General features: G+C 54.5%; 11 protein-coding genes and 1 pseudogene. 1 reads left to right on the top strand and 11 read right to left on the bottom strand.

The genetic code is table 11. The annotated features are described in order from the left end of the window. Positions 1–49: 49 nt before the first annotated feature. The 10 genes and pseudogenes from hemB to ACL2XO_RS02610 form a co-directional block, all read right to left on the bottom strand. A complete protein-coding gene (gene hemB, locus ACL2XO_RS02655) occupies positions 50–1,072 on the bottom strand; it encodes a porphobilinogen synthase (RefSeq protein ID WP_413726334.1) in 1,023 nt (340 codons plus the stop codon). Positions 1,073–1,264: 192 nt separating this feature from the next. After that, entirely contained in the window at positions 1,265–2,038 is a 774-nt protein-coding gene (tatC, locus tag ACL2XO_RS02650) for a Sec-independent protein translocase subunit TatC (protein ID WP_413742127.1), read from the bottom strand. A 213-nt stretch (positions 2,039–2,251) separates the two neighbouring features. Then, positions 2,252–2,770: pseudogene (gene tatB / locus ACL2XO_RS02645) on the bottom strand (Sec-independent protein translocase protein TatB); the annotation flags it as partial. A gap of 3 nt (positions 2,771–2,773) precedes the next feature. Next, entirely contained in the window at positions 2,774–3,040 is a 267-nt protein-coding gene (gene tatA / locus ACL2XO_RS02640) for a Sec-independent protein translocase subunit TatA (protein ID WP_132923863.1), read from the bottom strand. 77 nt (positions 3,041–3,117) lie between these two features. Beyond that, positions 3,118–4,755 carry a ubiquinone biosynthesis regulatory protein kinase UbiB gene (gene ubiB / locus ACL2XO_RS02635; RefSeq protein WP_413726331.1) on the bottom strand — a complete coding sequence of 546 codons (1,638 nt, stop codon included), beginning with the start codon at positions 4,753–4,755 and terminating at the stop codon, positions 3,118–3,120. Beyond that, the gene (locus ACL2XO_RS02630) at positions 4,752–5,357 is read right to left on the bottom strand and encodes an SCP2 domain-containing protein (RefSeq protein ID WP_132923865.1); all 606 of its coding nucleotides are present in this window, start codon (positions 5,355–5,357) and stop codon (positions 4,752–4,754) included. The genes ubiB and ACL2XO_RS02630 overlap by 4 nt, the downstream gene beginning before the upstream one ends. A 12-nt stretch (positions 5,358–5,369) precedes the next feature. After that, complete coding sequence (gene ubiE, locus ACL2XO_RS02625; RefSeq protein WP_132923866.1) at positions 5,370–6,128, bottom strand: bifunctional demethylmenaquinone methyltransferase/2-methoxy-6-polyprenyl-1,4-benzoquinol methylase UbiE; 759 nt, start codon at positions 6,126–6,128, stop codon at positions 5,370–5,372. 139 nt (positions 6,129–6,267) lie between these two features. After that, entirely contained in the window at positions 6,268–7,854 is a 1,587-nt protein-coding gene (gene rmuC, locus ACL2XO_RS02620; protein WP_413742126.1) for a DNA recombination protein RmuC, read from the bottom strand. A 365-nt stretch (positions 7,855–8,219) separates the two neighbouring features. Beyond that, complete coding sequence (udp, locus tag ACL2XO_RS02615; RefSeq protein ID WP_203524412.1) at positions 8,220–8,984, bottom strand: uridine phosphorylase; 765 nt, start codon at positions 8,982–8,984, stop codon at positions 8,220–8,222. Between the two features lie 103 nt (positions 8,985–9,087). Beyond that, positions 9,088–9,618 (bottom strand): hypothetical protein, encoded by a 531-nt coding sequence (locus tag ACL2XO_RS02610; RefSeq protein WP_413726329.1) that lies wholly within the window; start codon positions 9,616–9,618, stop codon positions 9,088–9,090. A gap of 674 nt (positions 9,619–10,292) precedes the next feature. Here ACL2XO_RS02610 and ACL2XO_RS02605 point away from each other — a divergent pair. Further along, the gene (locus ACL2XO_RS02605; RefSeq protein WP_413726328.1) at positions 10,293–11,132 is read left to right on the top strand and encodes a dienelactone hydrolase family protein; all 840 of its coding nucleotides are present in this window, start codon (positions 10,293–10,295) and stop codon (positions 11,130–11,132) included. Positions 11,133–11,158: 26 nt separating this feature from the next. On the opposite strand, the gene metE is transcribed toward ACL2XO_RS02605, so the two are convergent. Continuing rightward, positions 11,159–13,435 (bottom strand): 5-methyltetrahydropteroyltriglutamate--homocysteine S-methyltransferase, encoded by a 2,277-nt coding sequence (gene metE, locus ACL2XO_RS02600; protein WP_413742125.1) that lies wholly within the window; start codon positions 13,433–13,435, stop codon positions 11,159–11,161. Between the last annotated feature and the right edge of the window lie 85 nt (positions 13,436–13,520).

Here is a 13,520-nt window from a genome sequence, read left to right as displayed (position 1 = left end):
ATGAGCAGGCGCAGCCAACGCCGCTGCGGCTTGAAAGATGACGGGTATTTTAATAGCCCCGTTGATGGTCATCATGCAGCCACTGCGCCACGCGTTTGGAGAAATAGGTCAGAATACCGTCCGCGCCGGCCCGTTTAAAGCACAGCAATGATTCCATTATCGCCGGTTTTTCCTGCAGCCAACCGTTTTGGATTGCCGCCATGTGCATGGCGTATTCACCTGAAACCTGATAGGCGAAGGTCGGTACGCCGAACTCTTCCTTGACCCGGTGAATCATATCCAGATAAGGCATGCCCGGTTTCACCATCACCATGTCCGCCCCCTCTTGTAAATCCTGTGCCACTTCCTGCAAGGCTTCGTCGCTATTGGCCGGATCCATCTGGTAGGTCTTTTTGTCGCCGCCCTTGAGATTGGCGCTTGAGCCCACCGCGTCGCGGAAGGGGCCGTAATAACAGGAGGCATACTTGGCCGAATAGGCCATGATCTGGTTGTTCACCAGGCCATGCTGTTCAAACCGTTCACGAATGGCGCCGATACGCCCGTCCATCATATCGCTGGGGGCGACGATTTCAGCTCCCGCCTCGGCGTGGCACAGCGCCTGCCGAACCAGAATCTCTTTGGTGGTTTCATTGATGACATAACCCTGGTCATCAATGATGCCGTCCTGGCCGTGAGTGGTATAGGGATCGAGGGCCACGTCGGTGAGCAAGCCCAATTCCGGTACCGCGTCTTTCAGCGCCCGGACGGTGCGGGGCACCAGCCCGTCCGGGTTGTAGGCCTCTTCCGCCATAAGGGATTTATAATCGGACTCTATTACCGGAAACAGCGATAGCACCGGCACCCCTAATTTGGCGACCGTTTCCGCCTCTTTTATCAGCAAATCCAGGGTCATGCGGTAAACGCCGGGCATGGAGGGAACCTCTTGCCGGCGGTTGTGGCCTTCCATCACAAACACCGGGTAAATCAGATCGTTTACCGTCAGCTGATTTTCGGCCACCAGCCGGCGGCTGAAGTCGTAGCGGCGAACCCTGCGCAAGCGGCGATGTGGATACGCACCATAGACATTGCTCATAATCTTATCTCCTGAATAACGCCGTTCATAACCAGGGCGGCGTTTATTTTACTCAATAAAAAACTATCTGAGATCGATGACAAAGTGTCCAGGCGAGACAGATTGCTAGATCGCAAACAAGCCGTGAACCCGTCCCGCCTCTTGAGCTCCAAGACGATTTGTCAGTGATTGTACCGCTGAGTTGTAGTCCGCTTACTCTCCCTCGCCGCTATCCTCGTTTTCATCCGTATCCTGCCCATCGCGGCGGCCCTTGCCGACATAAAAGCGCGCGAAGAACAAGCCGATTTCAAACAGCAGGTACAGTGGAATAGCCAGCAACGTCTGGGAAAAAACGTCCGGGGGCGTCAGCAACATGCCCACCACGAAGGCGCCCACCAGGACATAGGGCCGCTTCTTCTTCAGGCTTTCCGGGGTCACCACGCCGGTCCAGCACAGCAGAACGATGGCGATGGGGACCTGGAACGACACGCCGAACGCCATAAACAGCGACATGACAAAATCGAGATACTTGTTGATGTCGGTAGCAATCAGTACCCCGTGCGGGGCGGTATGCGCGAAGAAAGTGAATGCCAGCGGGAAAACGATGAAATACGCGAAAGCCATGCCGGCATAAAATAAAAAGGTGCTGGAGAACAGCAGCGGCATGACCAGGCGCCGCTCATGCTTATATAAGGCCGGGGCGATAAAAGCCCAGACCTGGTAAAGCAGCAGCGGAGCGGAAGCAAACACCGAGACGATAATGGTCAGCTTGATGGGGGTAAAAAACGGCGACGCCACATCGGTGGCGATCATGCTGGCGCCCGCCGGCATATGTCTGATCAGCGGCGCCGACACGATCTGGTAGATGTCGTTTGCAAAATAGACTAATGCCAGGAATACCACCAGCACACTGATAATGCAGTTCAATAATCGCTTACGCAGCTCAATCAAATGGCTGATAAGCGGTTGAGTATCTTCAACGGCCATGTTTTAGCGATCGTTATGTGATGTAGGAATGGGTGGCGCCTGGTGCTGGCTCGGCTCCGCTACGGCTGAATTTTTACCATCATTGCCGGACTCGCCGGGGGTGGAAGGAACCGCAGCCGGCGCTTGTGCCAGGCGGGCCGCTTTAGCCGGCGTGACGTTATCGGCAATTCCTTGCGGGACCGCCGTTGGCGTTTCCCGCTGACGGACTGTTGTATCCGGCGTGACGCTATCGGCAATCCCCGACGGGACCGGCAATGCTTCTTCCGCCCGACGGGCCATTTCGTCCGGGGATGGGGCATCTGCGCCGGGGACCATCGCCGGCGCTTGCGCCTGGCTGGCGCCTTCGGCCGGAGTCACGCCGCTGTGTGTCGCCGCGGAATCAGTGACCACCGGATTATGGATAGTATGTGGCGGGTTTTCCTCATCGGGAACCAGCTTGCTTTGAAAGGTTTTTTTCATTGAATCGGCCGCCTCGCGCAGTTCTTCCATGGAGGCTTTCAGCTCCGGCGACAGATTATTTTTGCTGGCCTCTTCCACTTTTTTCAAGCTGTCCTGCAATTCCTGCAGTTTCAATTCCTGGCTCAATTCGTTTTGCACCGTCGCCGCCATCGAACGCAATGCCTTGATCCAGCCCACTACCGTTCTGACCGCCACCGGCAGACGCTCGGGCCCGAGGACCACCAGCCCGATCACGAATATCAGCGCCAGCTCACCAAATCCAATATCAAACACGGATTATACCTGCTCTTTATTTTTACTTTTCGACTCTTCCGACTCGGATTGCCTGGATTGGGCAATGGGTTGGGTCGTGAAGTCCGCATCTTGTACGGTTTGATCCGCCTTGGGCGGCGTTTTTTTATCGTCATCGTCGTTCATGGCTTTTTTGAAGCCCTTGATTGACGCACCGAGATCCGATCCCAGGCCGCGCAATTTGTTGGTGCCGAATAATAATACGACGATCACCGCGATGATTAACAATTGTGGGATACTGATACCGCCCATAGGCACCTCTGTGTTAAGTTGATTCATATTGCCGGTTACAAACCGGATGCAGGATATTTATTATTATGTCGTGCGTACTATTCAGTGCGTTTCCAGCCGACGATCCAGCTTACGATACCGGCCGCCATCAACCAGGCGGGAAAAGACGACATCTCGTTTCCCTGCGATAACAGAAAAGTCCCGCAGAGCAGCAATGTTGCGCCGATACCGAACAAAAACCGCGCCTGTCCCTGTTTAACGCGCTGCTGCTTAAACTCCACCGCCAGCTTATCCACGCTTTTTTGCAGTGACTTATGATGCTTGAATCCCTCGTAGATGAGCTCAGGCAACTCCGGCAGTTTTTCCGCCCAAAATGGAGCCTTTTCTTTGAGCGCCCGCATGATGGCCGGGATACCCACCTGATCTTTGATCCAGTCTTCCAAAAAGGGTTTGGCCGTTTTCCACAAATCGAGCTGCGGATATAACTGGCGTCCCACTCCCTCGACGTACAACAGGGTCTTTTGCAATAACACCAGCTGCGGCTGTACTTCCATATTGAAGCGCCGGGCGGTGTTGAACAGATTCAACAAAACATGGCCGAAAGAGATATCCGCCAGCGGTTTTTCGAATATCGGCTCACACACGGTACGGATGGCAAACTCAAAATCTTCCACATTGGTATCGGGGGGCACCCACCCGGAATCAACGTGCAGCTCGGCAACCTTGCGGTAATCGCGATTGAAAAAAGCGATGAAATTTTCCGCCAGGTACCGTTTATCCTCTTTATTAAGCGAACCGACAATACCGCAGTCGATACCGATATATTGCGGATTTTCCGGATGCTCAAAACTGACGAAAATATTGCCCGGATGCATGTCCGCATGGAAAAAACTATCACGAAACACCTGCGTAAAAAAGACCTGCACGCCACGTTCCGCCAGTAATTTCAAATTGGTTCCCTGTTTCTCGAGGGCCGCCACATCCGACACCGGAACACCATAGATGCGTTCCATGACCATCATGGTCTCGCTACAGTAATCCGGATAGACCTCCGGTATATAGAGCATCGGGCTGTTTTCAAAGTTACGCCTGAGCTGGATGGAGTTCGCCGCTTCACGCAGCAGGTTCAGTTCGTCCAACAGGGTTTTTTCATACTCAAGCACGACTTCCACCGGCCGCAGACGCCGTCCGTCGGGCAGCAGCCGCGGCAGCCAGCTGGCCAGCCGGTACATTAACCGCATATCGGCTTTGATCATCGGCATGATGTCGGGGCGGATCACTTTGATCACCACCTCTTTACCGTTTTCTTTCAGGCGCGCGGTATGGACCTGGGCGATGGATGCCGACGCCAGCGCCTGCTGATCGAAATCGTCGAACCAGGACTCCAGCGGTTTGCCCATTGCCCGTTCGATATGCTGGCGCGCCAGGGCGCCGTCAAAAGGTTTCACCCGGTCCTGAAGCATCGCCAGTTGATCGGCCACCACCGGCGGGAATAGATCGCGGCGGGTGGACAGCATTTGCCCGAACTTGATCCAAACCGGTCCCAATTCCTCCAGGGCCAGCCGCAATCGTTCACCCAAGGGCTGCTGGGCATGCTCATTGGGGATCCAGAACAAAAGCTTGCGCCCCAGGCGAAGCGGCAGGGTCAGGCGCACTTTGGGAATAAGTTCATCCAGTCCGTAGCTGAGCAATACCCGCACGATATAATAAAGGCGGCCGATTTCTCCAAAAATCATCGGCTGATCTCCATTCTTTCCAGACGGGCCGCCAGAGCGGCGCCATCCCGATCCAAGGTGTCTACCTCTTCGCTGAACCAGGCAAGCTCAAGGGCCGATGGGGATAGCCGCCACTCTTCGGTGACCGCCTGTCCCCATTGGGTTTGCCGGTCGGTCCAGCGGCGTTTTATATTATCGGCATGGGCGGAAACGCGCTGCGTCAGCCCTTCCGACAGGACATCGCCAAGATAGGGCGACAGCAGTTCGGCCGGATCGAATTCCGCCATATCCAGTAGGGCGACAAATTGCTGCACCACCTGTATGTCGCCATCCACTTCTAGATCACCCTGCTTAATCAGGGCGGGAAGCCGTTGCCGCCGGCGCAGCGCCGGAATCGCGGAAAAATGCGTTTTGACGGTGCAATCCGCCGGATCGTCCCAAGAGGTGAGAACATCCGCCTGTGATTCGCCAAAAACCAAAATGACCGGACTGTCCAGTTCCGCCAGCTCAAACCGCAGGGTTTTACCCTTGAGGCGCTGGCGAGCCGTTTTCATGAATTGATCCTGATACAGCAAGCGTTTAAGAGCAATTTCAAGAGTCGCGGCGATCAATGACATCAGCATATGATTTCCCGATCAAAATTTATAACCGCGGTGCAGCGCAACGATACCTCCGGTCATATTAAAATACTCGGCGGAGTCGAAACCGGCGTCGAGCATCATGGCTTTCAATGTTTCCTGGTCCGGATGCATGCGGATAGATTCGGCCAGGTAACGGTAGCTGCCCGCATCCCGCGCCACCATCTCGCCAATGCGCGGCAATACGTGAAAGGAGTAGAGATCGTATGCCTTGTTCAACGGTTTGAACAACGGGGTGGAAAATTCCAGGATCAGCAGACGGCCGCCGGGTTTCAGCACCCGATACATGGAGCGCAGCGCCTGCTCTTTTTCGGTGACATTGCGCAGGCCGAACGAGATGGTGATGCAATCGAAGGTATCATCGGGGAACGGCAGAGATTCAGCATTCGCCTGGACATAACTCACATTGCCGATAATGCCTTTATTGCGCAGTTTATCGCGACCGACTTTCAGCATCGAATCGTTGATATCCGCCAAGACCACCTCACCCTCTTCTCCCACCAGCCGGGAGAATTTCGCCGTCAAATCGCCGGTGCCGCCGGCAAGATCCAACACTTTCTGACCCCGCCGCACGCCGCTGCAATGGATAGCGAAACGCTTCCACAGGCGATGAATGCCGAAAGACATTAAATCATTCATCAAATCATATTTTGCCGCGACGGAATGAAAGACATCCGCCACCATAACCGCTTTCTCATCTTTGGGCACGGTGCGAAAGCCGAAATGGGTCGTTTCGCGTTTGTCTTCATCTGCCATGTTATTCATCCTGCTTAATGAGATATCAGAGAAGTGTAACAGAAGCGAGCGCAAAGCCCCACAGCAGGGCTGGTCAACTCAGCGGAAGTCTTATGGCTCCGCGCCGAGGGCCCGCTTGCATCGTCGGCGTATATTCCTCTTACGCCTGCTCCGGAGTTTCGCCCCGGACAGCGTTGTCGTCAACCGACGGCGGACAATTATCGGGGATGGTTAGCGGCGTTTCGTCTTGCCCATCGCGGTCATCGTCGGCAGTTCGCGCATTGCTGATATCGGCGTCGTTATATCCCTGCTCCGCTTGTTCCGCCAACACGGAATTGATGGGGCGCTTGATCTCCACCCCGAGCGCCCTGAACCCCTCGGCCTGGCTGAGAATATTGCCGCGGCCCTGCGTCAGCTTATTCATGGCCGAACGATAGCCGCCCTGGGCTTTGTCGAGGCTTTGCCCTATGGCCAGCATGTCGTCCACAAACAGGCGCATCTTGTCATACAGGCGAGCGGCCCGCTCGGCAATATGCTGGGCATTGCGGCTCTGGTGCTCGTAGCGCCAAAGATTGCTGATGGTCCGCAAGGCCACCAGCAGCGTAGTGGGGCTCACCAGCATGATATTCTGTTTCTGGGCCTCGCCGATCAGTTCGGGCTGCTTATCAATAGCCAGCATAAAGGCCGGCTCCACCGGGATAAACATCAACACATAATCCAGCGAGCGTAAACCGGGCAATTGTTGGTAATCTTTTCTCCCCAGCAGCCGCATATGCCCGCGCAGGGATTGAATATGCTCCGTCAGCGCCAGCTGGCGCTCGCTTTCATCCTGACTGTTGAAAAAACGTTCATAAGCCACCAGTGACATTTTGGCGTCGATGATCACATCTTTTCCCTGTGGCAAACGCACGATAACGTCCGGTTGCATCCGATGCGCATTATCGATTTGAATGTTCACCTGGGTTTGATATTCGTAGCCCTCCCGCAGACCCGAAGCTTCGAGAACACGGCTTAATACCACCTCGCCCCAGTTGCCCTGGGTTTTGTTATCCCCTTTGAGCGCCTTGGTCAGGTTGACCGCTTCCCGCGCCATTTGCGTGTTAAGCTGCTGCAAACTCCGGATCTCATGAGTCAGGGTATGGCGTTCCCGCGCCTCTTGGCCGAAACTGTCCTGGACCTGGCGGCGAAACCCGTCCAGTTGTTCACGCAAAGGGGTCAGCAGGAGATCCAGGCTTTGCCGATTCTGCTCATCCACCTTGCGCCCGCTTTGCTCGAAAATTCGATTGGCGAGGTTTTCGAACTGCGATGCCAGCCGCTGTTCGCTATTCATCAGCAAGCGCTGCTTTTCTTCCGCGCCGATGCGGGTCTCTTCCAGGCGAATAGTCACTTCCCGCAGTTCGGCCTCTTGCGCGCTATTCACCTCCCGCAGCGCCCGCAATTCGCCGTTGAGCTGTTCACACTCTTTTCGCCAGTTTTCCAGGGGTTGCAGACGCTCCTCCGCGGCGGCGAGCCGGCTGTAGAGATCGCGCAGCTCGCGCTCGCCGTCACGGAGCTGCTGCCCGCTTTGACGGTGAGCCGCTTCTACCCGCTCCAGCTCTTGCCGAGCCGATGCCAGGGATTGTTCATGCAAACCCAGCGCCGCCTGATGATCCGCCAGCCGTTTCTGGTATCGGTGGCTTGCGATGAGCAGGCCGAGCAGCAGCCCCGCCAGCACGCCCCCCGCCGCGTATAACAGGCTGAAATCCATATAACCTCCGCCGTAACCTGTGCCAACCGTCACGTTAAGTGGGAACTGTATAAATGTCCAGACCCATTTATACCCGATGGATTACGGCTTTCAGCCAACGCCGCCACCACTCAAAAAATGAAAGATGCAAGATGAAGGGTATATCAGTTGTTAAGACCGATAAGCCATCTTCTGCCCAACCTCCCCCCGCGCCAGCGATGCCACGGTGGAATATCCTCCAAGAGAAGGCTCCTCACGGGGAAATAATGATTAACATCGGCGGGATATCGGTAAGGAAGGCACGGCTTATCATGCCATTGAAGCGAATCTTCAGGTTAAACCGGACTGAAACGACCGGGGTGTTTGCACCGGTCGCCATAACCGGATCAGATAATAAGGCGGCGGGCGGCATCGACGACGATGTTTACCGCGACGCTTTCGGCCAGCTGCATGGAACGGGCATCGGGGGTCTCCTGCAGGGTACGGTTAACGATAACGCCGGCCACCATACCTGCCCGCAACCCTTGCGTGGCGCACATGGTCAGCAGAGTGGCGGATTCCATTTCATAATTCATGACGCCCAGGCTTTGCCACTCCTGCATGGACCCTTTCAAGCGGTTAAGCACCCGTCCGGAATAGGTATCGTAGCGTTCCTGCCCCGGATAGAAGGTATCGGAGGACGCGGTTACCCCAATGTGAAATTTCGTTCGATGGTGTTTCGCCGCCCCCACCAGAGCGGAAGTGCAGTCAAAATCCGCCACCGCCGGATACTCCACAGGGGCGAAATGCAGGCTGGCCCCGTCCAAACGTACCGCGGCGGTGGTGATCAGTACGTCACCCACCTGAATATAAGATTGAATCGCGCCGGTGGTACCAACCCGTAAAAAAGTGCGGATGCCCAACTGGGACAGTTCTTCTACGGCGATGGATGTGGAGGGTCCGCCAATGCCGGTTGAACAGATAATAACCGGATTGCCTGATATTTCTGCTCGCCAGGTGGTAAATTCCCGGTGAGAGGCCAGGTGCACCGGATTCTCCATCAGCGCGGCGATTTTTTCAACCCTTTGCGGATCTCCCGGGATGATGGCGAGCGTGGCCCCCTTCAGATCGGAGTGTGTTAAACCAAGATGAAAAACATCGGATGAGGACATGGCAGATACCTCTAAAAATAACATGTTAACCCAAACATAATATCGTTAGAATACTAATATTTATCTGCCGAAGTCCGTGGGGCATCTCACATTCACACCGTTATCAGGTTGCAATTATCTCTTTAAACAACCCTTTGATTTCTTTGTCGTTCGCAATACATTCCATTAGGATCTTCAGGACCTGCGTCAAGGTGACGTCTTTCCCGGCTTCGTAAACTTTATCGATCCAGCGTTCCACTATGGGCAACGACTGAGCTTTTAATAAGACCATGATTTCGCTTAGCAACCCTTTGATGCCATGCTCTATGCCATATTGTACGATTTTTGCGCCGTCATGGACCATTTGCACGGTATCCGCAGCGTACTGACTGAATTGCACAACATTGCCCATCGTACTGCTGGTCAGACTGCCGACCCATGTCAATCCATTGATCAATTTGTCCAAACCCAGGTGAGTGGATAATTTAGCGGCGGAAGCAGATAGCGATGACGTTAGAGAGAATGTCGAGACGTTATCAGGACTATTTTTAACGGATTCCAGCTTGGCGGCCAGATTGCCCGTATCAGCGCCCGCCGCGCCGTTATGAACGGCAGGTGGAGTTTTGGCAACGGAATAATCTATCGATATAGTCATGGTGGTTACTCCCAAAACAGAATTTTTAAAAGTATTGCTCTTTTAACATAGCTATTAATTTCATCATGAAATAGTTCAAATTGTGTTAAATAAAGAAATAACAATTTTCCATTATTATAATTTTTTTAATATTATTTAAAATCGATATTATCTGGTATGCATTTATCGACAAAATAACGTATTCCGCTGTTGATACCCTCCTCCTCGCTTGGGTCTATTCTTAATAAAAGAAATCGATAATGAAAATCAAACTTATAACGCTTCGCTGCGGATAAATTGCATAAAGCGACCACGGGGCGAAGATTAAAATTGAAAGTGTGACGGACATTTTAAATATCAGCCGGGCAATACTTCTCTTCCCGTTATAAATGACTCTAGCCATGAGGATATATGTAGCATTATTACATAATAATGGATCAACAATCGATGGATAACCTAAAGCTATTGATTTTAATGATATTATCAGCTATCAAAAATCCTCGCGGCGAGATGCGTGAAGTAGAAATTCTATTATATTTACATATTACATATCCGTTTTATTTTATATATTTATTACATTAAAAATAATTTATTGGATGAGACTTTTATTATCGTAACTGTCTTGTTAAAATGATTCACAAGCCATTAACTTTAGCTATAATCAACCTAACGTTAAAACTCAACAAGGCAGCTATATGAACATCGACGATACCCTCGATCTGAACAGGAAACCGGCCGCCTTTGCCCCGGCAGCAGGCAATGTCGCATCTACTACCATTCATACCGATGATGCCGGCCTGGAAGCGGGGCAGTTCACTATCCCTTCACAAAGCGATCGGATGCCCGCTTACATGGCGAAACCCGCTGGTGAAAGCCGGCCTTTGCCTATCGTTATCGTAATTCAGGAAATCTTTGGCGTTCATGAACATATCCGCGATATATGCCGCCGGCTGGCAAAGCAAGGCTATCTGGCGATTGCGCCGGAGCTCTATTTCCGCCAGGGAGATCCGTCAGCCTATGACGATATCGGTCAATTATTCAAAGAGCTGGTGAGTAAAGTGCCGGACTCGCAGGTGATGGCGGATTTGGATCATACCGCCCATTGGGCAGCCACCCATGGCGGCGACGGACAGCGTTTGGCGGTAACCGGATTTTGCTGGGGCGGTCGCATCGCTTGGCTATATGCCGCTCATAATCCCCAGTTAAAAGCGGCGGCGGCTTGGTATGGCAAATTAGTGGGGGATAAAACGCTGACGACGCCACGGCACCCGGTTGATATGGCGAAGGAATTGGTGACGCCGGTTCTGGGCCTGTACGGCGCACAGGACACCGGCATCCTTCCGGAGCATATTGACGCTATGCGCCGTGCGCTCAGCGCCGCCAATGCCAAGGCCGAAATTCGGGTATATCCCGAAGCCGGCCATGCTTTTTATGCCGATTACCGTCCTAATTATCATGCCGCCTCGGCGGAAGACGGCTGGCGGCGCATGTTGCAATGGTTTTCGCAGCACGGAATGAGCGGCGACGGCAAATAATCCGCCGCCGCCCGTTTATCGCCGCCTTAAACCTTTTCAGCACGCAGCCGTTTCGCAGCGCTCACCATATTCGCCAGGGATTGGCGCGTTTCCGGCCAGGCGCGGGTCTTCAGCCCGCAATCGGGATTAACCCAAAGCCGTTCGGCGGGAATACGCTCCGACGCCTTGCGCAGCAGTGCCACAATCCACTCCTCGCTGGGTACGTTAGGCGAGTGGATGTCATAGACGCCCGGTCCGATTTCATTGGGATAATCGAATTCCTTAAAGGTTTCCAATAATTCCATATCCGAACGCGAGGTTTCTATGGTGATGACATCGGCGTCCAGGGCCGCGATGGAATCCATGATGTCGTTGAACTCGCAATAACACATATGGGTGTGGATCTGGGTATCGTCCCGGGCCACCGCGGCATTCAGTCTGAATGCCTCCACCGCCCAATCAAGGTATTCCCGCCATTCGGACTGGCGCAGCGGCAAACCTTCCCGCAGCGCCGGCTCATCGATCTGGATGATGCCGATGCCCGCCTGTTCCAGATCCGCCACTTCGTCGCGCAATGCCAGGGCGATTTGCCGGGCGATGGTTTTGCGGCTGACGTCCTCGCGGGGGAAAGACCAGCATAGAATCGTCACCGGCCCGGTGAGCATGCCCTTCATGGGTTTATCCGTTAAGGATTGGGCATATTTCGCCCATTCGACGGTTATTGGCGACGGTCGGCTGATATCGCCGATGATAACCGGGGGTTTCACGCAACGGGATCCGTAGCTTTGCACCCAGCCGTTCTGGGTAAAGACAAACCCATCCAGATGTTCGCCGAAATATTCCACCATATCGTTGCGCTCGGCTTCCCCATGCACCAGCACATCCAGTCCCAGACGCTCCTGCTCGGCCACCGCCTGACGGATATGTTCGCCGATACCGGCACGGTAGTGGGCGCTATCCAGGCTGCCCCGCTTGAAATCCAGACGCAGGCCGCGTATTTCCGTGGTTTGCGGGAAGGAACCGATGGTGGTGGTGGGCCAGGCCGGCAGATTAAAACGCTGCCGTTGCAGCTCGGCACGCCGTTCATAGGCTTGCCCGCGCTGGCTGTCCCGTGGGGTAATCTGCGTCAAACGCGCCTGCACCCGGGCATTGTTCACCCGGTCCGAGTGGCGGCGGGCGCGGATAGGCCGGCTGTACTCTTCCAACAAGGAGACCTGCGCCTCATCCGGCTGATTGAGGGCGGCACGCAACAAACCCAGCTCGCCGCATTTCTGCAAGGCAAAGGCGAACCAGCTTTTGACTTCTTCATCCAGGCGCGATTCTACCGATAAATCAATGGGGCTATGCAGCAGCGAGCAGGAGGTGGCCACCCAAATCGGCCGTTGCCCCGATAGCAGGCGCAAACGATCAAACCAGGCGCCGAGATCGGCGCGCCAGACGTTGCGTCCGTTAATCACGCCCAAAGACAGCAGCCAGTGGGCCGGCAGGCGCCGGTGCAATTCGTCGGGTGAATCCTGTCCCGCCACCAGATCCACATGCAAACCCTGCACCGGCAGCGATCGGATAAGATCCAGATGATGGCCGATGCTGTCGAAGTAAGTGGTCAGCAGCAATTTAACCGGTCCCGCCAATTCACGGTAAGCGGTTTCATAGGCCTGTTGCCAGTCGGCGGGGAGCTCCAGTACCAGGGCGGGTTCGTCGATTTGCACCCATTCGATACCGCGCCGCGCCAGCTCGCCGAGTATTTGCCGGTACACCGGCAACAGTTCCGCCAGCAGCGATAGCCGATCAAAAGCCTCTCCCTTGGTCTTGCCCAGCCACAGGTAGGTTATCGGCCCGAGGATAACCGGTTTAACCCGGTGGCCCAGCGCCAGGGCTTCATCCACTTCATCCAGCAACTGGGTCCACCCCAGGCGGAATGATTGTCCGCGGGTAAATTCCGGCACCATGTAATGATAATTGGTATTGAACCATTTGGTCATTTCGGCGGCGGCGGCGGGCTCGCCGCCCGGCGCGCGGCCGCGGCCGATGCGGAACAGGGTATCCAGATCCGCCGGCCCGTCGCCCTGCCGGTGCCGTGCCGGGATATTATCCACCATCAGGCTGGTGGTCAGCACATGGTCATACCAAGCGAAATCACCCACCGGCAGCAGATCGACCCCGGCATCTTTCTGCTGCTGCCAGTGACGGGACCGCAGTTCGCGCCCCACCGCCAATAGCTCTTGTTGCGAGGATTTTCCTGCCCAATAACTTTCCTGCGCTTTTTTCAATTCACGGTGCAGACCGACGCGCGGAAAACCCAGTGTGTGGCTTAGTATTGTCATTACCTTCTCCCATATGGACGTCCAGATGTTTACACATCCATAATCAACATGTACTGTATTAACCACAAGCGCAAATTATTCACTT

Origin of the sequence: Sodalis sp. RH15 (genome assembly GCF_047324255.1) — a bacterium.
Lineage (GTDB): Bacteria > Pseudomonadota > Gammaproteobacteria > Enterobacterales > Enterobacteriaceae > Acerihabitans > Acerihabitans ligni.
Note: the sequence above shows the minus strand (reverse complement) of the source record. Positions and strands in the feature narration are given on the sequence as shown.

Excerpts from the sequence above, each read along its gene's own strand:
- ACL2XO_RS02630 (WP_132923865.1), bottom strand. The coding sequence starts at position 5,357 with ATGCTGATGTCATTGATCGCCGCGACTCTTGAAATTGCTCTTAAACGC.
- tatC (WP_413742127.1), bottom strand. The coding sequence starts at position 2,038 with ATGGCCGTTGAAGATACTCAACCGCTTATCAGCCATTTGATTGAGCTG.
- ACL2XO_RS02605 (WP_413726328.1), top strand. The coding sequence starts at position 10,293 with ATGAACATCGACGATACCCTCGATCTGAACAGGAAACCGGCCGCCTTT.
- tatA (WP_132923863.1), bottom strand. The coding sequence starts at position 3,040 with ATGGGCGGTATCAGTATCCCACAATTGTTAATCATCGCGGTGATCGTC.
- hemB (WP_413726334.1), bottom strand. The coding sequence starts at position 1,072 with ATGAGCAATGTCTATGGTGCGTATCCACATCGCCGCTTGCGCAGGGTT.
- rmuC (WP_413742126.1), bottom strand. The coding sequence starts at position 7,854 with ATGGATTTCAGCCTGTTATACGCGGCGGGGGGCGTGCTGGCGGGGCTG.
- udp (WP_203524412.1), bottom strand. The coding sequence starts at position 8,984 with ATGTCCTCATCCGATGTTTTTCATCTTGGTTTAACACACTCCGATCTG.
- ubiE (WP_132923866.1), bottom strand. The coding sequence starts at position 6,128 with ATGGCAGATGAAGACAAACGCGAAACGACCCATTTCGGCTTTCGCACC.
- ubiB (WP_413726331.1), bottom strand. The coding sequence starts at position 4,755 with ATGATTTTTGGAGAAATCGGCCGCCTTTATTATATCGTGCGGGTATTG.
- ACL2XO_RS02610 (WP_413726329.1), bottom strand. The coding sequence starts at position 9,618 with ATGACTATATCGATAGATTATTCCGTTGCCAAAACTCCACCTGCCGTT.
- metE (WP_413742125.1), bottom strand. The coding sequence starts at position 13,435 with ATGACAATACTAAGCCACACACTGGGTTTTCCGCGCGTCGGTCTGCAC.